Origin of the sequence: Aeromonas sp. QDB23 (genome assembly GCF_027707745.1) — a bacterium.
Classification (GTDB): Bacteria; Pseudomonadota; Gammaproteobacteria; order Enterobacterales; family Aeromonadaceae; genus Aeromonas; species Aeromonas allosaccharophila.
In genome coordinates this window covers 1-18,686 of record NZ_JAPCJA010000016.1, presented here as the reverse complement: position 1 = coordinate 18,686, position 18,686 = coordinate 1, and the positions used below count along the sequence as shown (strand labels likewise).

Sequence of the window (18,686 nt, the reverse complement as noted above, 5' to 3'; positions counted from 1 at the left end):
AGCAACAGGACATTCAAGTGGACAGCTTTCTGTTATACGCCCTCGCAGCCGGTCTCGGTATCGCCCTGCTGGCCGGCCCCCTCGGCAGCTTCGTGGTATGGCGCAAGATGGCCTATTTTGGCGACACCCTCTCCCATGCCTGTCTGTTCGGCATCGCACTGGGCATTCTGCTGCAGGTCGATCTCACTCTGGCGGTGGTGGTCTGCTGCCTCGCCATGGCGATGCTGCTGGTGATCATGAGCCGCAACCAGCAGGTCGCGACCGATACCCTGCTCGGCATTCTGGCTCACAGCGCCCTGTCCCTCGGTCTGGTTACCTTGAGTTTTATGGATAACGTGCGGGTGGATCTGATGGCCTACCTGTTTGGCGACCTGCTCTCGGTACAACCGATGGATCTGCTCTGGATCTATGGCGGTGGCGCGCTGGTGCTGCTCACCCTGTGGCGGTTGTGGGATCCCCTGCTCTCCATGACCATCTCGGAAGAGCTGGCGCGGGTAGAGGGGATCCGGGTCGATGTGCTGCGCTGCGTCTTGATGCTGCTGATCGGGCTGGTGATCGCCGTGGCGATGAAGTTTGTCGGCGCACTGATCATCACCTCCCTGCTGATCATCCCCGCCGCCACCGCCCGCCGCTTCAGCCAGACACCGGAGCAGATGGCCGGCTTTGCCGCGCTGATCGGCTGCCTCGCCGTGCTCGGCGGGCTGACGCTCTCATGGTATCAAGACACCCCGGCTGGGCCCTCGGTCGTCGTCTGCGCCACCAGCCTGTTTGTGCTGAGCCAGTTCAAGAAAGCCTGATAACCCGAGCAATTACAGCGGCATACTCTGCCGTGTCTCCATCATCAGCCACTGGCGCAACCGACTGATGGCGGGCTCATGGGCCCGCGAGCGCTTGCAGGTAAAGTAGAAGGCATCCCCCGTCTCCAGTTGGTGTACCGGCAAGGCCACCAGCTGGGGATCATCGGGCCGCAGCATGTAGTCATTCACGAACGCCACCCCCTGATCCCAGGCCGCCGCCTCCATCGCCAGCAGCACATGGCTGAAGTGGTGCATCCGCGCCTCGTCCGGAATAACCAGCCCACCCGCCTTGGCCCAGCGCTGCCAATCCTCGCCCCGCGCCTTGTAGATGGACTGCACCGACAACAGCGGCAGCTGCCAGATGGCGCCCGGCCACTCTCCGCTGACCTGCTGCAACAGACGGCGGCTGCAGACCGGAAAGAGCCGCTCCTGATAGATAAGATCGTGACAGTAGCCACGCCCGTGGGGCGACACAGTGATAAAACAGTCCGCCACCCGATCGGAGAGCTCGGGGTCTTCCGCCACCATCTCCAGACTCAAATCCAGCTCGGGGTAGAGTTGGCGTAACCCAGCCAGACGGGGGATCAGCCACTTCACCGCAAACGAGCTGTAGACCGCAAGCCGGACTCGCATCTCGCCACCACCGCGCAGTTGCTCGCTGCTCTGGGCAATCTGGCTGAGCCCGGCGGCAATCCCCTCGAAGTAACTCTCCCCTTGTGGCGTCAGCGAGAGCAGCCGCCCCTGACGCAGCAGCAAACGCTCACCCAGAAAATCCTCCAGCAGGCGGATCTGGTGGCTGACCGCGCTCTGGCTGACGTTCAATTCAAGGGCGGCGCGGGAGAAGCTGAGCAGCCGGGCGACCACTTCAAAATATTGCACGGCACGCAGGGGGGGCAGCTTCATTATCTAAATATCTCATGAGTGGTCATTTTTTATCATTTTACTGGATAACGGCCCCCGCGCTACCCTCCCCTCATCTGAAGTAGGAGGTGGTATGAATGCAGTAGGGATAGGCATCCTTTATCTGGTGCTGGGCAACATGGTGGCGGTCTTTTCCGATGCACTGGTCAAGGTACTGGAGCCGGATCAGCCCATCTTCCAGTTTGTCTTTTTTCGCCAACTCTCGGCCGCCCTTCTGCTGATGCCCTGGCTGCTCTGGTCATGGCGCCGCAACCCGCCGGTGGCCATCAAGTGGCACCTGCTGCGGGCCCATATCTGGGCGGTTGGCGTCTGCCTGATGGTGGTCGCCCTCACCCGCTTGCCGCTCGCTACCGCCAATGCCCTCTTCTATGCCGCGCCGCTGATGATGGTGCCGCTGGCGGTATGGATGGCGGGAGAGGCGATCTCGCGCCAGAAGGTGCTGACCGCGCTGCTCGGTTTTATCGGGGTGCTGATCGTGCTGCGCCCGACCGAGGTGAACTGGGCCGCGCTGGCGGCGCTCGGGGTGGCGCTCTCCATGGCGCTCAACAACCTGCTGATCAAGCGGATCCCGCTCAAGCAGCCCATCGCCCAGACCCTGTTCTTCACCAACGTGCTGAGCATGCCCTTCATTCTGGCGCTGGCATTGTGGGAAGGGGGCGACTGGCAGTGGCAGATGTGGTGGCCGGCTTTTGGCTCCTCGGCGCTGATCATGGTCTATGCGGGCTTGTGCGTGGTGGCCTATCGCAAGGCGGAGGCGAGCAAGATCGCCTCGGCGGAGTACACCGGTCTGCTGATGGCGGTGGCCATCGGGGTGTGGCTGTTTGACGAGCAGCCGGGCCTGCCGCTGCTGCTGGGGTGCCTCTGCATCATCTTGCCGCTGGTCGCCATGGCCCGCAGCAAACCCAAACCGCTGGCCGAACCGGCTGTTTAACCGTTCAGGGTCGCTCCAGCAAAGGGGCGACCCTTTGCTGCAAATGGGGGACTATCTCCTGCTCGAACCAGGGATTCTTCCTGAGCCAGAGGGTGTTACGCGGGGAGGGATGCGGCAACGGCAGCCAGCCGGGGCCATAGTCGGCCCAGCTACGCACCGTCTCGGTGAGCGACCCTTTGGCCGCCCCCCGCAAGTAGTAGGCTTGCGCATACTGGCCGATCAGCAGGGTCAGTTCGATGTTGGGCAACAGCATCAATACCTTGTCGTGCCAGGTGGGCGTGCACTCGGGTCTGGGTGGCAAATCGCCGGACTTTCCCCTGCCGGGATAGCAGAGCCCCATCGGCATGATGGCGATGCGCGACTCGTCATAAAAAGTGGTTTTATCAACCCCGAGCCACTGGCGCAGCCTGTCACCGGAGGGGTCATCCCACGGGATACCGCTGGCATGCACCCGGGTGCCGGGCGCCTGACCGATGATCAGCAGCCGGGCACTCTCGGCCCCGCGGATCACCGGACGAGGTCCCAGCGGCAGATGAGCCTCGCACAGACGGCAGGCCCTGATTTGCTCAAACAACGTATCGATTTGCTGCATGATGTTGATAGTACCAGCATTTCCCTGTTTTCCCTCTTGTGGAAACAGGGCGCGCCCCCTACTATCGCCATGGGTGTTTAATTTAATAAACGGACAATGATGAAAAACTGGCTAGGCACCGGCACCGCGACCCTCTCCTTCATCCTGTGGGGGATGCTGCCGCTCTATTATCAATTTATGCCCGAGGTCAACATGTGGGAGCTGATCTCCCACCGGGTGCTCTGGTCTGTGGTACTGCTGGGCGTCCTGTTTCTGGTGCTTGGCCACAAGGTGCCGTGGGCACAACTGCGCAGCGAGCCGCGCCAGCTCGGCCTCATTCTGCTGGCGGGGCCCGTGATGTCCATCAGCTGGTGCATGTTCACCTGGTGCCTCACCACCGGACAGGTGCTGACCACCAGCCTCGCCTTCTTTATGACCCCGCTGTTCAATATCGTATTCGCCGTCATCTTCCTTAAAGAGCGGCTCACCCCGCAAAAGCATCTGGCGGTCGCCCTGGCGCTGGCGGGGCTCGCCTACATGCTGTTTTGCTACGGCCAGCTCCCCTGGTTCTCCCTCATCATGGGGGCCAACTTCGCCTGCTACGGCCTTATCAAGAAGAAGATCCACTACGACACCGGCACCAGCCTCTATCTGGAAGCCATGGTGCAACTGCCCGTCGCGCTGATCATCATCGGCACGCTGGCGTGGCACGGGGAAGGGGCATTCGTGAACGGGGATCTGGCCGACAAGCTGTTACTGATGGGCAGCGCACCCGCCACCCTGCTGCCGGTGGGACTGTTCTGCTACGCGGTGGCGAGAACCCGGATGAGTACGGTGGGGTTGCTGCAATATATCGAGCCCAGCCTCGCCTTCCTGCTCGCCATCTACTGGTTTGGTGAGGCGCCGGACCCCATCAAGACAGTCGGTTTCGCCTTCGTCTGGTCGGGCTTGCTGGTGAGCCTGCTACCGCTACACCGGCTCAAGCGCCGCCCTCAGGGCGTACCGCGATAGGACTCCAGTACCTGGTGCCAGCGGGGATCCCGGTCCATCAGCTCGGCGATATCGTTGAGACGAGCATGGAGATCGGCACGGGATCTGGGCACCAGAATATGGCGGGTATAGCTGGATTGGGGAAAGGGCGAGACAAACAGCTTGCCCTCATAGGCCGGGACATGGGTGAAAAATGCGAGGGCCGACCCGGGCACCAGAGTCACATCGATGCGCCCGCGCACCAGCAGATCCAGATTGATCTTCACCTTCTTGGCATCGTGGCGCACCAGCTCCCCCCCGGCGGCCGCCTCATCGATCCCCTGGTAGCGATAGCCCTCCACCCCGCCAAACACCAGCCCCTTGAGGGAATCTGGCCCGCGATAAGTGATCGGCTTGTCGATGCTCGAGATCAGCTCGTTGGTGTCGCGCATCACCGGAAAGGTCCAGAGATAGCGCTCGCGTTGGGGATCCCCCACCCAGGCGGGATTGACCCAGACCACCAGACCGTCGAAGTCGGGATCCGACATCTCCAGCGCCAGCCGGGCGCGATTGACCAGCCAGAGCTCGATCCTGGGTTCCCCCTCCAGCTTTTCATTGAGATACTTGACCAGCTCGTGGCTCAACCCTGCCTCTCCACCGGTATTGAAGGGCGGATGCTGATGGTAATCGTAGAGACGGATCGTCTCCCCCTGAGCCGGGACCGACAACAGTAACCACAACCAGAACCAGACTCTCATCGCACCTCCTTGAGCTGCTTTGAGTTTGGCACAGAGACGTTGAATGAGAGAGTCCGCGACAACCACACCCGCGCCGCAACCACCCGAGCCTTCCCGCTGGTCTGTCTATATGGTGCGCACCGCCACCGGCCTGCTCTATACCGGGATCAGCACGGACCCACTGCGCCGCCTGCGCCAGCACCAGAGTGGCAAGGGCTCTCGCGCCCTGCGCGGCAAGGGACCGCTGACGCTGGTATGGCAGCAGGAAGTCGGTGAGAAGGGGGCGGCCCTGCGCATCGAATATCGCCTCAAGCAGCAGCCAAAATCCTTCAAGGAGCAGCTGATCCTGCACCCTGCGCTCTGGCAGAGCTGGAGCCCGCAATGGTTACCCGCAGCCACCCGGCCTTGAGGATGACAGGCAAAAAAAGGCCACTCAATGAGTGGCCGAAAAGGGGAAATCAGGGAGCACCACACAACGTCTTGCACAACCTCAGGCGGGTTAGAGGTAGGTATTGGAGCGCTTGCTGCGGTTGCTGATCAGCCAGCAAACCGCCAGCACCAGCAGCAACCAGGGGGCCAGCTTGATGATCAGAGCAAGCATGCCACCCAGCGCCCCAAGCAGCACAAACAGGCCGCTCACCAGCAACATGGCCACCAGGGTAAAACCGGTCAGTGCCATGACCAGCAGCACCACCAGCAAGATGAAAAATTCCAGCATAACTTGCTCCTTATCAGTACCTTGTCTGCCGGCTGGGCAACCCTTCGGTCAATCCAGCCAGCGCTTCAATTCATAACGGGGCGGCATCACCAGCACCGCCAGCAGATAGGCGGCCAGTGCCAGCGGTGGCATCAGGATCAGGGCGAGCAGTGCCACCACCCGCACCGTGACTCTGGAGACCCCCAACCGCCTGGCAATACCGGCGCAGACCCCGGTCAGCTTTCGATGCACCAGATCCTTGGGCCAGGGGCTCATGATTACACCTCCGCCTTCTGGCCTTTGAGGCGAGCCAGCTCGCGCTCGATCTCGTCATTGAGCTCCAGCTCGCGGAACTGGGCCTCCAGCGAGGGATTCTGCCCCAGAGTGGCCGCCTCCAGCTGGGCTTCCAGCTGATCGACCCGGCCCTGAAAACCGTCAAAACGGGCCATCAACTCGTGCATGCGCTGGTTGCCTACCTGAGCACGGGCACGAATGCGGCTGTGGGCCGTCTGCTCGCGCAGGGTCAGCAGTTTCTGCTTCTCGCGCGCCTCGGTCAGCTTGGCCGCCAGTCGCTCGCTGTCGGCGGTGAGCTGGGCCAGCACCTCGGCCACCCGGGCCTTGTCCTGCTCCAGCTGTTCACATTTCTTGGCCTCCGCCAGCTTCTCGGTGAGGGCGGCACGGGCCAGATCCTCACGCCCTTTCTGGATGGCGAGTTCGGCCTTGGCCGACCACTCCAGGATCTGCGCCTGCAACGCCTGCTGGTGACGTTCCAGCTGTTTCTGTTCGGCAATCACCCGAGCGGCCTGGGTACGCATCTCGACCTGCACCTGCTCCATCTCTTCGATCATCAGGCGCAGCATCTTTTCCGGCTCTTCACTCTTGTCGAGCAGGCTGTGCAGGTTGGCATTAATCACGTCGGTCAGGCGGCTGAATACGCTCATGGTCTGGCTCCTTGTTGATGGGATGGCTATCTCTTCCCATTACATTACAAGAGCCGTGCCAAGAAAAATTATTGTTGTTTTACATATAGATGGGGATTTATTGAGGAAATTCAAGAAGGGTTTGTTGGTGAAAATAGCCAACCAAGTGGTGATTTTCACCAACAAAAAAGGGAGCCGGTGGCTCCCTTGTCGATTCAGCTGCGCTATCCATCAAGCGGCGTGGCTGTGGCCCAGCTTGCTGTCCAGTTCGGCCAGCTTGGCCTCCATCCGGGCACGGCAGGTGTCGGAGAGATCGCGAATGCCGCTGGCACCGTGCTCCTTGCTACAGACCGGCGCCATCACCTCCACCAGCACTTCGCCGTTGTCCCAGCGATTGAGGTCGATCTGACCGAAGTAGCTGGAGCAGACGATGGGCACCACCGGCACTTCCGCCTGCACCGCAGTGTGGAAAGCGCCCGCCTTGAACGGCAGCAGACCGCGACCCTTGGAGCGGGTCCCTTCCGGGAACATCCAGATGGAGGTGCCGCGATTCTTGATGCGATCCACTACCTGACCGATGGTGCCGATGGCACGGGAGCGGTTGGAGCGGTCGATCAGCACGTTGCCGGAGAGCCAGAAGATAAGGCCGAACAGGGGCAGCCAGAGCAGGCTCTTCTTGCCTACCGCCACCACACCAGGCTGCACCGCACCGGTCACGGTGAAGATGTCGAAGTTGCTCTGGTGGTTGCAGACGTAGACCGCCGGGCCGACCGATTTGACCTCCTCGGCCACCGTCACCTTGACTCGCAGCCCGATCAACGGGCAGACCGCGTGATACATGCGGGCGAAGACGTAGACGTTGTTGGGATGACGCGGACGAACCAGACAGAGCAGCAGGCCGAACAGGAACCAGAAAATGAGCAGCAGACCAAGCAGCAGCACACGGGCAATTTTGAGCATCGAACACCTCGAGTTTTAACTCGGCGCAGTATACTGATCCCCCTTTTAGCGAACAAGCGTTCGCCAGACAGAACTGACCACCCCGCATCGCGCATATGGTCTTATCGAATCCCGCTGACTTGCTCCTGTCATTAATGATCGATAGGATATGCACCATTCAACAGGGTAGGGCGAGCATGATTTTGCGACAACGCGTGGCGACAAGACTCCTGCTGCTGGTCTGCATTCTGGTGCTCAACTGTGCGGCCCAGCCGCTGGCCCGGCTAGCCCAACTCGATCAGGCCCTCAGCTGTCAGGCACTGCCTGTGCCGAGCGCCGCGACGGATCAAGAGGATGCCAAACCGGCCAGCCCGCAGCCCACCAGTTGCCAGCTCAATGGCAAGTGGCTGAGCGCCGCTACCCTGCTCTGCGTTGAACAGATCTTCTTTGCCATCGCCTTCGTGATGGCCCTGCTGGCGCCGCTGTCGCGCCGCTCACCCGCGTTGCCCCCACCTCGGAACATATCTCCGCCTGAACGGCGACTGCATCTTACTCTCTGTGTCTGGCGAGAATGAGTTAGCCGCGGTTTACCCCCCTAACTTCCATTTTCAAGAGACAGAAAAATGTCAAACATCATCAAGACGGCCCTGTTGATGGGCGGTCTGCTGTGGCAATCCATGGGATTGGCCAGCGACACCGGCTGGCTTGCCAGTCCCCGGAACGATCACGCAAAAGTGCGGCTGCAAGCCGACGCCCGTGATCCCGCCCAAACGCGCGTGCTGCTCAGCCTGGCGCTCGAATCCGGCTGGAAAACCTATTGGCAGAACCCGGGGGAAGGCGGCATTGCCCCTGAAATATTCTGGGATGACCCTCAAGCGGCGCAGCAGTGGCATTGGCCCGTACCGGAGCGGTTTGAGGTCAGCGGCATCTCGACCCAGGGCTATCAGAAGGCCGTCAGCCTCCCCATCACGCTTGCCCACAGCCGCCGCGAGGCGCTGACGGGCACCCTGCGCCTTTCAACCTGTAGCAATGTCTGCATCCTGACTGACTACCCCTTCACCCTGGCGCTGGATGGCACTGCGCCGGAAGGGTTCGACTTTGCCTACGCCCAGGCGATGAGCAAGCTGCCACAAGCCATGCCGGAGACCGTCATCCTCAAAGCGGGTTATCAGCAAAACCAGCTGCAGCTGACTGCCGACAACCCGCAGGGCTGGCAGGATCCGCAGATTTTCCTCCAGCGGCTGGAGGGCGCCGAATTTGGCAAACCCGAGCTGGAGGTGCAAGACAACACCCTGATCGCCCGCATTCCGGTCAGCGATGGCTGGCAGGGCGATGCGCCCGACATCCGTAACCAGCCACTCGGCTTGGTCCTGGCCAACGGTGAACAGGCTTGGCAGAGCGAACTCGAGATAGGTGACCCGCTGACCCTGCCGAGTCAGGGCCACTCGCTGCTCTGGCTGCTGGGCGCCGCCCTGTTGGGTGGCCTGATCCTCAATCTGATGCCCTGCGTGCTGCCGGTGCTGGCACTGAAGTTGGGATCGGTGTTGCAGCTGGAAACCCGTGAGCGCCGTCCGGTTCGCCTGCAATTTCTGGCGGCCAGTGCCGGGATCATCGCCTCCTTCTGGATGCTGGCAGCCATGAGCAGCCTGCTGCGCGCCACGCAAGGCGCCGTCGGTTGGGGCATCCAGTTCCAGAGCATCTGGTTTATCGGCTTTATGGTGGTGGTGACGGCGCTGTTCTGCGCCAACCTGCTGGGGCTGTTCGAGATCCGGCTGCCCAGCCATCTCAGCACCCGCCTCGCCACCAGCGGTGGCAACGGCCTCGGCGGCCACTTCCTGCAGGGGAGCTTCGCCACCCTGCTGGCGACCCCCTGCTCGGCCCCCTTCCTTGGCACCGCGGTCGCCTTTGCACTGGCGGCGCCACTCGGTCAGCTGTGGCTTATCTTCACCGCGCTTGGCCTCGGCATGAGCCTGCCCTGGCTGCTGATCGCCGCCTTCCCCCGTCTTGCGCTCTGGCTGCCGAAGCCGGGCCGCTGGATGGGGCGACTGCGCATGCTGCTCGGCCTGATGATGCTGGGATCCAGCCTCTGGCTGCTCAGCCTGCTCGGCAACCATGTCGGCCAATTCTGGATGCTGATCCTGATGGCGCTGATGCTGGCCGCCCTGCTGCTGGCCGTCGTGTGGCGCCATGGCATTCGGGGCGTGACCCTGGGGTTGGCGCTGGGCTGCTTGCTGGGCGGGACCCTGCTGCTGGGCGGCGCCTTTACGATGGAAGGAAAGCCCCAGCGAGATACCGTCAACTGGCAGCCGCTCACGGAGCAAGCCATCCAGGATGCGCTGGCCCAGAACAAGCGGGTCTTTGTCGATGTCACCGCCGACTGGTGCATTACCTGTAAAGCCAACAAATTCAACGTACTGCTGCGAGATGACGTACAAAACGCCCTGAGCGCCCCCGATGTGGTGGCCCTGCGCGGGGACTGGAGCCGCCCCTCTGCCAGCATCGCCGACTTCTTGCGCCAACGCGGTAGCGTGGCCATTCCCTTCAACCAGATCTACGGGCCCGACCTGCAGGGTGGCGAGATCCTCTCGCCCCTGCTGGACCGCCCGACCCTGCTTGCCACCCTGGCGCAAGCAGGCATTGCCACTTCTCAAGGAGACACCAAATGAAATCAACCCTGAGCGCCCTGCCCCTGCTGGCCTCTCTCTGTGCCACGCTGCTGGCTCCGGCTCTGCACGCCGCCCCCTTCACCCCGGAGCAGGAGGCGCGCATCAAGGAGCTGATCCGCGAGACCCTGATCGCCAACCCCAAGATCCTCGACGAGGCGGCCGAATCCTGGGAGAAGCAGAACGCGGCCGCCCAGCAGGCGCAGCTTGGCAACTTCATCAAGGGCAACAAGGATGTGCTGTTCAACAGCGCCACCAGCCCGCGCCTCGGCGCCAAGAATCCCAAGCTGACCCTGGTGCTGTTCACCGACTACAACTGCCCCTACTGCAAGCAGTTCGATCCCCAACTGACCAAACTGCTCAAGGCCTATCCGGATGATCTGGGGCTGGTAATCAAGCTGCTGCCGTTCAAGGGGCAGACCTCCGCCAAGGCGGCCCAGTACAGTCTGACCCTGTGGCAGCAGGATCCCGCCCGCTTCCTCACCCTGCACGACAAGCTGATGAGCAAGCAGGGGATGCTGACCGAGGCAGACATCAACAAGACGCTGGCGGCCACCGGCAATGTGGCGCTCAAACCGGAGGGCAAGGCGACCGAGGAGCTGCGCAATAGCCTGCGCATCGGCACCATTCTCGGGGTACAGGGCACACCGGCGACCCTGATTGGCAACCAGCTGGTGCCGGGCGCCATCCCCTACGAGGAGCTGGAGCAACTGGTGCAGGCCGAACTGGCCAAGCTGGGGTAAGGGATGACAACAATCAATCCTCAATCCCGCTGGCGACGCTGGGGCAAGGAGGCACTCTGGCTGCTGCTGATGGCGCTGGTTATCTCGACCCTGCTGGATCTGTGGCGCAGCCCGACCCTGCCTGAAGGGGCGATGAGCGCCCCCGTCACCCTGCAGGATGGCATCAGCACGGATCTCGCTACCTTAAGTCAGGGCAAGCCGCTGCTGGTCTACTACTGGGCCAGCTGGTGCGGCGTCTGCCGTTTCACTACCCCGACCGTGCAACAGCTCTGGCAAGAGGGTGAAAACGTGCTGACGGTGGCACTGCGCTCCGGCAATTCGGAGCAGTTAGGCAAGGGGATGGGCAAGAAGGGACTCACCTTTCCGACCCACAACGACGAGTCGGGCGATCTGGCCGCCAAGTGGCAGGTGGGCGTCACCCCGACCGTCCTCGTCATCAAGGATGGCAAGCTGGTGAGCAGCACCACCGGCTGGAGCTCGAAGTTGGGCTTGCAGCTGCGGCTCTGGTGGGCGTCACTCTAGCCACGCAACATAGTTGCTTTCAACATGGCCATCCCTACCGGATGGCCATTTTTTCATCGCCTTCCCGTACGCGGCCCTTGCACTGGCCAGACCGACTGGCAACAATAGACGCTCAACTGACACCTCTTCATCCCGCCCCTTAATTCGTCGCCCAATTCATCGCTTTGGGGGGCCGTTTCCGTTAAAATGACGGGTTTTTGCCGTGCCTGGTTTGCCAATCCCCACCATCAGGCACCCGCAGTATGAATCCGATGATGCCAGTGATGCAGGATCTGCCATGAACAACTACTTTCGGGTGCTGGGCGTCAAGTCCAACGCCAACGAAAACGACATCAAAAAAGCCTATCGCCGGCTGTCGAACCAGTACCACCCCGATAAGCTGTTAGGGGCGAGCGAAGAAGAGCGAGAGCTGGCAGCCATCAAGCTGCACCAGGTAAAGCAGGCCTATGAAGTGCTGTCCGACCCGAAACAGCGCGCCGCCTTTATCAAGGATTTCAACAACGTTATCGTGACCGATCCCGCTGCTGCCATGCAGGAGATGTGGGATCAGTTCTACCCCTGATGCCAACGCAGGAAAGAAGAGCCACTATGCAAAAAAAATGGGATCAGGCGCGTATCAAAGCGCTGATAAGTGACGCGAGCGAGAACATCGAATCCTACCGGGATCAGGATGACCCCAAGGCGCTGGAACAGTTCACCGGCCAGATGAAGACCCTGCTGCTGGCCGATATGAGCATGCTGGAGTTTATGCCCGAATACCTGCCGCTGGCCCTCTATGGCCGGGTGCAGTTCCCGGCCAAAACCAAGCCCGAGTGGAACAAATGGCTCACCGGCGGCGTACAACCCTCATGGGATGAATTCAAGGTGTCGGTGGCGTTCAACAATGCCGACCTGCCGCTGGTCAAGGCGGTACGGGCCCAGAGCGAAGATCAGCTGATCGAAGCCTGCGCCGTGCTGTTCCAGCTCGACAACCCGCTGCCGCGCGGTGGCCGCCGTGCCGATGACGACTATGAACTGCGTGACGACGAAGATGAAGACGGGGAAGATGCCGACGCCGACTACAACGGTGATGGTGACGACGACGGCGATCAGGATATGTACGACGAAGTACGTTTCTAATTGGGGCAACGCATGAACAACAGTCTGATAGAAATTACCGCCATCGAGATCAAAGAGCTGGCCGTTATCGAGCCGAAGCAGGCCAGCGAAAAGTTCGAGCTGATCGCCAAGACCATGTCCGATGAGCAGCTGGGCGAAGTCATTGAACAGATCGATATCGTCACCCTGACCCAGATCAACGGCCAGCATGACATGTCCTTCCCCTCCATCATCGCGGAGCTGATGACCCCGGAGCGGATCCGCGACATCGTCTGCCAGCAGCCGCTCTATTGGGAAGAGGCGATCAAAAACAACGCCGAAGAGCTGCAACAGCACACCTTCGACTTCCTCAACTACCTGATCCGCACCCAGGATAGCGAAACGAAGCAGCGGGAGATCCTCGAGTGCGTCGCCGATGATCCGGCCGGTCTCTTCTACCTCGCCATCCCCTTTATCGAGTTCTACCGTGGCGACCGCTACGAGGATGAAGAAGGCTTCCACGACCCCCTGCACGCCGAAGAGGAAGATCTGGAAGAGGCGCTCTCCTACAGCAACCGCCAGCAGAGCGAAGATGCCCACGACTACGCGCTGGATGACCCGCGCAGCCTGTTGATGCTGATCCGCGAGCTGACCCCCGAAGTGGAGAAATCCATCAAGGCGTTGCTGCGCAACGAGCACTCCAGCTGGGAAGGGATCATCAACAAGTTCGCCAGCGAGCTGGTGATGCAGGCCAAAGAGAAGAACAAGGTCGAGGACGAGTACGCCGAAGTCGACGACATGTTCAGCTTTCTGGATTGAGGAACCCCGCAATGCAACTAGTGATACGCGACGTCAATCAAGGCCCCTTTCTCACTCAGGTGCTGCGCTTTGGCCGCGAAAACGAACTCTTGAGTCAGCAGCAGCTCGCCGCCATCAAGGGCAAGGCGGTGCTGATGAGCCTGAAGTTCGCCGACAAGTACTACAACAAGTACAAGATGCACCTGCTGGAGCAGGCCGCCCACGACGTGATCGGCGTGGTGAGCCTCGGCCTGCAGGAGCTCTCCCAGCGCGACACCACTAAAGCGCTCGCACTGCTGCAAGCGCCGGAAGGGCCCATCAAGCCGTTCCAGAAAGGGTGGTCGATGCTGATCTCCGTCAGCAGCAAGCAGCCCGGCGGCAACAACCTCTTTGGGGATGTGGACGCCCGCCTGCTGGACAAGATCTCCAGCCCGCCGGACGTGGAAGAGTGGCAAGGGTGGCAGGAGTACGAAAAAGCGCTGGCCGAGCATAACAAGGCCCGCCTGATGACCCTGCTGGATCAGCACTGCTTCGCCTGCGAAAACGACCACCCGACCATGGAAGACAAGCTGGCCGAAGCGCTGCTCTACCGCATTCTCTGCGGCAATGGCAGCGGCGCCGCCAAACTCAAGGTGAAGCAGGATCTCAAGCGCAAACTGGCGCGGGAGATTGAGCTCAACGAGGCGTGGTACGACACCGACTATCTGGCCGCCCAGCTGGAGCTGCTGCTGGCAGAGCTGCCGGGCGAACTGATCGCCGGTCTGCGTCAGGATCTCAGCAAGGGGTTTGTCCCCAACCTGCTGCACACGCTGGGCTTTGTGCGCCAGTACCAGCTGCTGCAAAAAGAGAACGCCTCGCCGGAGAAGCTCGACAACTTCGAGATGCGCGCCGGTCTCAAGCACCCGCTGCTCGGCTGGCCGCTCTACCACGACTTCTAGGGCCGCTTTCGTCGCCCCTTCAACCTGTCGCACCACAACGCCCGGCCCGCCGGGCGTTGTTATATCAGGCGACAAGCACCTCCCCTCACCCTGACCCTCTCCCCAGCAGAGAGGGAACACACGCCAACCACCTCGGGCCGCCCCTTTCCCCCCGATATTTATTCACTCAACGCTTGCAGATGAATAAATGATATGCGACGCAACAGCCGGGTTGTCGTGACGTGATGGGGTAATAAACGGGATGGAGATCGCACCACACCGCAGAAATTGGCATAAAAAGACCGACAAGATCACATCAAACGTACCGCAATCGCATGGTAAATCGAGCTAAAATCACGGTCTCGCCCGCATAAAAAGGCGGAATAGATCAATAAAAAGCAATTAATCGCGCCGGATTAAATTTAAGGTCTGGCAATTTGATCGGGCAGGTCGCTAAATGACAGACCAGCCTTGAAACCAGCATGGAAGCGCCAAAGGCTAGCCGGCAGCAGACCGGTACGCTCTCAGGATGAGTTGTGATTTTCTCTTCTCACAGGAGACAGACCGTGAGCGCTTCGACACCACACCCTCATCACGCCGCCGTCCCACCCGGCTCAGGCGCCCTGTTCTTTATTCAGACCTTCGCCACCCTGGGTTTTGCCGTGCTCTACTCCACTTTGGTGCTCTACGCCACCAAGCGGCTCGGCTTTAGCGAATCCCAGGCCAACGCCATGATGGGGATCTTCGGGGCCTTCAACTACGGCCTGCACCTGTTTGGCGGCTACCTCGGCGGGCGTTACCTCAGTAACCGCAACCTGTTCGTGATGGGGATGGTGTTGCAGGTGATCGGCTGCTACCTCATCGCCGAGATGGGCATCACCGGCCTCTACTGGGGGCTCGCCATGTTCCTCACCGGCAGCGGTCTCAACGTCACCTGCCTCAACATGATGCTGACCCAGCGCTTCGCCCCGGACGATCACCGCCGCGAGAGCGCCTTCTTGTGGAACTACGCCGGGATGAATCTGGGCTTCTTTATGGGCTTCTCGGTGGCGGGCTACTTCCAGCTCACCGAGGATTACCGCACCCTGTTCCTGTTCGCCACCCTCGGCAACGTGCTGGCCATCATCGCCACCCTGTTCTTCTGGCCGATTCTGGCGGATATCAACACCCCGCTGCGTCATATCAAGGGGCGCGGCTTCTACCTGCGGATGCTCGGCGGCCTCGCCATTCTGGCGCTGCTGGTGCCCGCCCTGCGTCTGCTGCTGACCCACGCCAGCTTTAGCGGCAGCTTCGTGCTGATGCTGGGGGCAGTGGTGCTGGTGCTGCTCTGCGTGATGACCGCCCGCCACCCGGACGCCGCCGAGCGCAGCCGCATGGTGGCCTACCTGATCCTCGCCCTTGGCTCCCTGATCTTCTGGTCGCTCTACCAGCTGGCGCCCATGGGGCTGATGCTCTTCTCCGAGCACAACATCAACCTCAACGTGTTCGGGCTGCGGGTCGCTCCCCAGTGGATCCAGAACATCAACACCCTCGTCATCGTCATCGGCGGCCCGCTGATGGCGCTGCTGTTCAAACGGCTGCGCGAGCAGGGCTGGAATATCGATATCCCCTCCCAGTTTGCCGCCTCGCTGTTCTGCATGGGATTGGGGATGCTGGTACTGCCGATCGGCATCCATCTGGCGGGGGCCGACGGGCTGGTCGCCTTCAAGTGGATCGCCATCAGCTATGTGCTGCAGAGTCTGGGCGAGCTGCTGATCTCCCCTATCGGCTACGCCATGATTGGCAAGCTGGCCCCCGCCAACCTGCAAGGTTTGATGATGGGCTGCTGGATGATGGTGACTGGCGTCGCCTCGGTGCTGGCGGGCTATGTCTCCGGCGCCATGCCGCAAAATATCGGCAGCACCCCGCTCGCCACTAACCCGGGTTACAGCTCGGTATTCAATATGCTGGGCTGGGGCTCGCTGGCGGGCGGCGTGGTGTTGTTGCTGCTGGTGCCCCGCCTGCGCCAGCTGATCGCCTCGAAGATCACCCCGCCACCGGCAGGAGCTGCCATTCCCGTCTGATCGGGTGCGGGCCAGCCATTTCACTGGCCCCTACCAGCGCGAACGGTTGAATCAGCAACGCTACTGCTAATGCAAAGGGTCCCGCCATCATAGATGTCGGGGCCCTCTCTTTTGGCGGGATGGATAGCTTTTTTCAGGCTGGCAGAGTGGCGCCTGTGATGATTTTTGCACCAAAGAAACCAATCCATTTTTAGCTGTTGCGCCAATGAAACAATCCAGCACATCAAGGCATAGGGGTAATCTGCGCAGCCCATTGCAGCGGCAACCTCGCGGGGTGCTCCCTTGGTGTACGATTGTCTGCACCACACCCGAATACATATCGAGAGACGCCATGAGTGAAGATCAATCTGCCGCCATGCCGGTATTGAATGACAAGAATTGCTATGGTTTCGAGCGCAAAAATGCCGGAGACTTCCCCTTTTATCGCGAGGGGCCCCATGCATTATCTGCCCGCCACTGGGTAGTGCTCCTGCTGGGTGCGGCGCTGGGTTTCTCGATGCTGACGCTGCCTGTCGCATTTTTTAAAACCACCATGGGCGGCTTTGTTCCCGCCATTCTGTTTCCGCTTATTCCGCTGGCCATGCTTGCCATCATGGTGGGTAAAGGGTGGCGAGCACTGTTTCGCACGCCGACATGGCGGGATGTTCTGTTGATGGTGGCCATTGCTGGCGCCAATATTCTGGTCTCCTTTACCGTTGCATTGTTGCTACAGCTTGTTTTCAAGATGAATGCAAACCCGGCCAACGCCCTGCTGGCAGGGGCATCCGATACGGCACTCATCCTCTTTTATTTAAAAACAGCCCCGCAACTCTTCGGTGAGGAGGTGGTTTCCATATTGCCGTTTCTGGCTGTGCTCTGGTTTTGTCACCAAAAACTCGCCATGACGCGCAAGCGTGCCATTATCACCGCCTGGCTCTGTACTGCGCTTATCTTCGGTGCGTTGCATCTGCCCACTTATGAGTGGAATTTCGTGCAATGTTTTCTGGTTATCGGAACGGCCCGCATTGTGCTGCTCAGTGGCTACATCATTACCAAAAATATTTGGGTATCGACCGGCGCGCACATTATCAATGACTGGCTGCTGTTTACCATCATGGCGGCATTTCTGGGCGCTCACGCCGCCGGGTAGGACGTAGGGTGCAATAAGCGAAGCGCATTGCACCGGTAAACCTCGCGGGTTTAATCGCGGTGCCATTTGCCTTGTTCATTGCACCCCGGTGTTACCTCCCCTCACCCTAACCCTCTCCCAAAGGGAGAGGGGACAAGTGCCTGCCAACCTTTAGCCATAGCTGTCACGCTATTCCAAAATTGCTGCGATCTGGGCTCCCTTCTCCCACTCTTTGCCATAAACAAGGGGAGAAGGATCGGGGATAAGGGGGAGCAAGCCATCGACAAGCAGCAGAGCGTCAAATAAAACAGAGGCAAGTAGGGTCGATTAGCGAAGCGTAATCGTCCGCACCGCAATCTCGGTGGCTATGAACATAGAGAAGAGATCGGCTGAAGCACCAGCAGAATTACGGCAACCTGTTTTCGCGATCGTCTGATTACGCTGCGCTAATCAAACCTACGGCCCTAGGGATGAACCATCACAACAGAAGCCATCGACCAACAACAGAGCGTTGCACAAGCAAGGGCGATTAGGGTTGATTCGCGCAGCATACAGATAGTAGATGGATTGCCCGCACAATCGCAGCTACCGGTTCTTACGAACATATGCTTACTTAAACATCCGGCCCTTTCGTTTTTTTATTAGCCATATCTTTAAGGGCATTCAACTTCATGAATTTCAAAAAAGCAAGGCCATGACAACTAAGAGACCAATACTCATTAACATCAGAGACGGGATGTTTTTTCTTACTAGGTTCAACTAGTTCTAAAGCTGAAAGTGACAAAAAGCAATCTCGCATCCTGTTCAATGGATATGGCGCCACATCACTTAACTCTTTAGTTTTATCTGGGTTAGACATACGACCAACATAAGTTGCTGCTCGTTCAACTGAAATCTCTATTGTTATTTCAGAAGCCAGAATTGAATATATTTTGTATAATGTTGTGTCTGCTGATATGTTCCAGTCAGCATCCCCCTTTAACCTGAGCGGCATCTTCATTTCAACACTGGACATCATATCCTTTAACTTTACAAACTCCTCTTGCTGTTTTGTTTCTTTATTTGAGTCAAGCAAGCGAAGCTGCTCCCTCAAGTCAGAATTTTCTTTCGACAACCGAGATAGCTCTGCCACGACTTCAGGCCCTGCAACAGACGTTGCCCTAGCCCACCCTATCCGGGGATCATGTACAGGATCTTTAGCTACAACCAATTGAAATAGATAGAAAAAAGGCTTCTTTTGTGATCTGATTTAATCGCAAAAAAAAACCGACACGCCCGAAGCCATGACTATTATCAATGCAACCCAGTACCTC

Annotated in this window: 22 protein-coding genes; 14 read left to right on the top strand and 8 right to left on the bottom strand. The window is 59.8% G+C overall.

Annotated elements, in window-relative coordinates; all coding sequences use genetic code 11:
• The first annotated feature begins 17 nt into the window (after positions 1 to 17).
• On the top strand, positions 18 to 797 hold the full coding sequence (znuB, locus tag PG888_RS09250; RefSeq protein ID WP_033115078.1) for a zinc ABC transporter permease subunit ZnuB: 780 nt from the start codon (positions 18 to 20) through the stop codon (positions 795 to 797).
• A 12-nt stretch (positions 798 to 809) separates the two neighbouring features.
• Here the strand turns inward: znuB and PG888_RS09245 are convergent, their stop codons facing one another.
• The gene (locus PG888_RS09245) at positions 810 to 1,700 is read right to left on the bottom strand and encodes a LysR family transcriptional regulator (protein ID WP_163128902.1); all 891 of its coding nucleotides are present in this window, start codon (positions 1,698 to 1,700) and stop codon (positions 810 to 812) included.
• Positions 1,701 to 1,791: 91 nt separating this feature from the next.
• On the opposite strand from PG888_RS09245, the gene PG888_RS09240 reads away from it, so the two are divergent.
• Complete coding sequence (locus tag PG888_RS09240; RefSeq protein WP_042656431.1) at positions 1,792 to 2,649, top strand: DMT family transporter; 858 nt, start codon at positions 1,792 to 1,794, stop codon at positions 2,647 to 2,649.
• Positions 2,650 to 2,653: 4 nt separating this feature from the next.
• Here the strand turns inward: PG888_RS09240 and PG888_RS09235 are convergent, their stop codons facing one another.
• Positions 2,654 to 3,241: a uracil-DNA glycosylase family protein gene (locus tag PG888_RS09235; protein ID WP_270693295.1), complete on the bottom strand. Its 588-nt coding sequence runs from the start codon at positions 3,239 to 3,241 to the stop codon at positions 2,654 to 2,656.
• A 99-nt stretch (positions 3,242 to 3,340) separates the two neighbouring features.
• On the opposite strand from PG888_RS09235, the gene rarD reads away from it, so the two are divergent.
• The gene (rarD, locus tag PG888_RS09230) at positions 3,341 to 4,231 is read left to right on the top strand and encodes an EamA family transporter RarD (protein WP_270693294.1); all 891 of its coding nucleotides are present in this window, start codon (positions 3,341 to 3,343) and stop codon (positions 4,229 to 4,231) included.
• Here rarD and PG888_RS09225 read toward each other — a convergent pair.
• Positions 4,213 to 4,947 (bottom strand): substrate-binding periplasmic protein, encoded by a 735-nt coding sequence (locus PG888_RS09225; RefSeq protein WP_270693293.1) that lies wholly within the window; start codon positions 4,945 to 4,947, stop codon positions 4,213 to 4,215. The two genes, rarD and PG888_RS09225, sit on opposite strands and share 19 nt — an antisense overlap.
• A gap of 43 nt (positions 4,948 to 4,990) precedes the next feature.
• On the opposite strand from PG888_RS09225, the gene PG888_RS09220 reads away from it, so the two are divergent.
• Positions 4,991 to 5,335, top strand: a complete 345-nt coding sequence (locus PG888_RS09220) for a GIY-YIG nuclease family protein (RefSeq protein WP_270693292.1) — start codon at positions 4,991 to 4,993, stop codon at positions 5,333 to 5,335.
• A 90-nt stretch (positions 5,336 to 5,425) separates the two neighbouring features.
• Here PG888_RS09220 and pspG read toward each other — a convergent pair whose 3' ends face one another.
• From pspG to PG888_RS09200, 4 genes are all read right to left on the bottom strand, one after another.
• Positions 5,426 to 5,644, bottom strand: coding sequence for an envelope stress response protein PspG (gene pspG, locus PG888_RS09215; protein WP_005335871.1), 219 nt, complete (start codon positions 5,642 to 5,644; stop codon positions 5,426 to 5,428).
• A gap of 48 nt (positions 5,645 to 5,692) precedes the next feature.
• Positions 5,693 to 5,899 carry a PspC domain-containing protein gene (locus tag PG888_RS09210; protein WP_005335873.1) on the bottom strand — a complete coding sequence of 69 codons (207 nt, stop codon included), beginning with the start codon at positions 5,897 to 5,899 and terminating at the stop codon, positions 5,693 to 5,695.
• 2 nt (positions 5,900 to 5,901) lie between these two features.
• Positions 5,902 to 6,564 carry a phage shock protein PspA gene (gene pspA / locus PG888_RS09205; protein WP_270693291.1) on the bottom strand — a complete coding sequence of 221 codons (663 nt, stop codon included), beginning with the start codon at positions 6,562 to 6,564 and terminating at the stop codon, positions 5,902 to 5,904.
• A 210-nt stretch (positions 6,565 to 6,774) separates the two neighbouring features.
• On the bottom strand, positions 6,775 to 7,503 hold the full coding sequence (locus PG888_RS09200; protein WP_270693290.1) for a 1-acylglycerol-3-phosphate O-acyltransferase: 729 nt from the start codon (positions 7,501 to 7,503) through the stop codon (positions 6,775 to 6,777).
• A 176-nt stretch (positions 7,504 to 7,679) separates the two neighbouring features.
• Here PG888_RS09200 and PG888_RS09195 point away from each other — a divergent pair, with 176 nt between their 5' ends.
• From PG888_RS09195 to PG888_RS09150, 10 genes are all read left to right on the top strand, one after another.
• Positions 7,680 to 8,057, top strand: coding sequence for a hypothetical protein (locus PG888_RS09195; protein ID WP_270693289.1), 378 nt, complete (start codon positions 7,680 to 7,682; stop codon positions 8,055 to 8,057).
• Between the two features lie 48 nt (positions 8,058 to 8,105).
• Positions 8,106 to 10,148, top strand: a complete 2,043-nt coding sequence (locus tag PG888_RS09190) for a protein-disulfide reductase DsbD family protein (RefSeq protein ID WP_270693288.1) — start codon at positions 8,106 to 8,108, stop codon at positions 10,146 to 10,148.
• Positions 10,145 to 10,888 (top strand): DsbA family protein, encoded by a 744-nt coding sequence (locus tag PG888_RS09185; RefSeq protein ID WP_270693287.1) that lies wholly within the window; start codon positions 10,145 to 10,147, stop codon positions 10,886 to 10,888. Before PG888_RS09190 ends, PG888_RS09185 begins: the two co-directional genes overlap by 4 nt.
• A gap of 3 nt (positions 10,889 to 10,891) precedes the next feature.
• Positions 10,892 to 11,410, top strand: coding sequence for a protein disulfide oxidoreductase (locus tag PG888_RS09180; RefSeq protein ID WP_270693286.1), 519 nt, complete (start codon positions 10,892 to 10,894; stop codon positions 11,408 to 11,410).
• A 277-nt stretch (positions 11,411 to 11,687) separates the two neighbouring features.
• The gene (atcJ, locus tag PG888_RS09175; RefSeq protein ID WP_033135738.1) at positions 11,688 to 11,972 is read left to right on the top strand and encodes a cold adaptation protein ActJcold adaptation protein ActJ; all 285 of its coding nucleotides are present in this window, start codon (positions 11,688 to 11,690) and stop codon (positions 11,970 to 11,972) included.
• Positions 11,973 to 11,998: 26 nt separating this feature from the next.
• The gene (gene atcA / locus PG888_RS09170; RefSeq protein ID WP_042061898.1) at positions 11,999 to 12,529 is read left to right on the top strand and encodes a cold adaptation protein AtcA; all 531 of its coding nucleotides are present in this window, start codon (positions 11,999 to 12,001) and stop codon (positions 12,527 to 12,529) included.
• Between the two features lie 12 nt (positions 12,530 to 12,541).
• The gene (gene atcB, locus PG888_RS09165) at positions 12,542 to 13,306 is read left to right on the top strand and encodes a cold adaptation protein AtcB (protein ID WP_058052352.1); all 765 of its coding nucleotides are present in this window, start codon (positions 12,542 to 12,544) and stop codon (positions 13,304 to 13,306) included.
• Positions 13,307 to 13,317: 11 nt separating this feature from the next.
• The gene (atcC, locus tag PG888_RS09160; protein WP_270693285.1) at positions 13,318 to 14,223 is read left to right on the top strand and encodes a cold adaptation protein AtcC; all 906 of its coding nucleotides are present in this window, start codon (positions 13,318 to 13,320) and stop codon (positions 14,221 to 14,223) included.
• Between the two features lie 545 nt (positions 14,224 to 14,768).
• The gene (locus PG888_RS09155) at positions 14,769 to 16,265 is read left to right on the top strand and encodes a peptide MFS transporter (protein WP_270693284.1); all 1,497 of its coding nucleotides are present in this window, start codon (positions 14,769 to 14,771) and stop codon (positions 16,263 to 16,265) included.
• A gap of 331 nt (positions 16,266 to 16,596) precedes the next feature.
• Entirely contained in the window at positions 16,597 to 17,394 is a 798-nt protein-coding gene (locus PG888_RS09150) for a CPBP family intramembrane glutamic endopeptidase (RefSeq protein WP_270693283.1), read from the top strand.
• A gap of 592 nt (positions 17,395 to 17,986) precedes the next feature.
• On the opposite strand, the gene PG888_RS09145 is transcribed toward PG888_RS09150, so the two are convergent.
• Positions 17,987 to 18,505, bottom strand: coding sequence for a hypothetical protein (locus tag PG888_RS09145; RefSeq protein WP_270693282.1), 519 nt, complete (start codon positions 18,503 to 18,505; stop codon positions 17,987 to 17,989).
• Positions 18,506 to 18,686 lie beyond the last annotated feature (181 nt).

Coding starts and splice junctions, on each gene's coding strand:
- PG888_RS09245 (WP_163128902.1), bottom strand. CDS start 1,700: ATGAAGCTGCCCCCCCTGCGTGCCGTGCAATATTTTGAAGTGGTCGCC.
- PG888_RS09240 (WP_042656431.1), top strand. CDS start 1,792: ATGAATGCAGTAGGGATAGGCATCCTTTATCTGGTGCTGGGCAACATG.
- PG888_RS09235 (WP_270693295.1), bottom strand. CDS start 3,241: ATGCAGCAAATCGATACGTTGTTTGAGCAAATCAGGGCCTGCCGTCTG.
- rarD (WP_270693294.1), top strand. CDS start 3,341: ATGAAAAACTGGCTAGGCACCGGCACCGCGACCCTCTCCTTCATCCTG.
- PG888_RS09225 (WP_270693293.1), bottom strand. CDS start 4,947: ATGAGAGTCTGGTTCTGGTTGTGGTTACTGTTGTCGGTCCCGGCTCAG.
- PG888_RS09220 (WP_270693292.1), top strand. CDS start 4,991: ATGAGAGAGTCCGCGACAACCACACCCGCGCCGCAACCACCCGAGCCT.
- pspG (WP_005335871.1), bottom strand. CDS start 5,644: ATGCTGGAATTTTTCATCTTGCTGGTGGTGCTGCTGGTCATGGCACTG.
- PG888_RS09210 (WP_005335873.1), bottom strand. CDS start 5,899: ATGAGCCCCTGGCCCAAGGATCTGGTGCATCGAAAGCTGACCGGGGTC.
- pspA (WP_270693291.1), bottom strand. CDS start 6,564: ATGAGCGTATTCAGCCGCCTGACCGACGTGATTAATGCCAACCTGCAC.
- PG888_RS09200 (WP_270693290.1), bottom strand. CDS start 7,503: ATGCTCAAAATTGCCCGTGTGCTGCTGCTTGGTCTGCTGCTCATTTTC.
- PG888_RS09195 (WP_270693289.1), top strand. CDS start 7,680: ATGATTTTGCGACAACGCGTGGCGACAAGACTCCTGCTGCTGGTCTGC.
- PG888_RS09190 (WP_270693288.1), top strand. CDS start 8,106: ATGTCAAACATCATCAAGACGGCCCTGTTGATGGGCGGTCTGCTGTGG.
- PG888_RS09185 (WP_270693287.1), top strand. CDS start 10,145: ATGAAATCAACCCTGAGCGCCCTGCCCCTGCTGGCCTCTCTCTGTGCC.
- PG888_RS09180 (WP_270693286.1), top strand. CDS start 10,892: ATGACAACAATCAATCCTCAATCCCGCTGGCGACGCTGGGGCAAGGAG.
- atcJ (WP_033135738.1), top strand. CDS start 11,688: ATGAACAACTACTTTCGGGTGCTGGGCGTCAAGTCCAACGCCAACGAA.
- atcA (WP_042061898.1), top strand. CDS start 11,999: ATGCAAAAAAAATGGGATCAGGCGCGTATCAAAGCGCTGATAAGTGAC.
- atcB (WP_058052352.1), top strand. CDS start 12,542: ATGAACAACAGTCTGATAGAAATTACCGCCATCGAGATCAAAGAGCTG.
- atcC (WP_270693285.1), top strand. CDS start 13,318: ATGCAACTAGTGATACGCGACGTCAATCAAGGCCCCTTTCTCACTCAG.
- PG888_RS09150 (WP_270693283.1), top strand. CDS start 16,597: ATGAGTGAAGATCAATCTGCCGCCATGCCGGTATTGAATGACAAGAAT.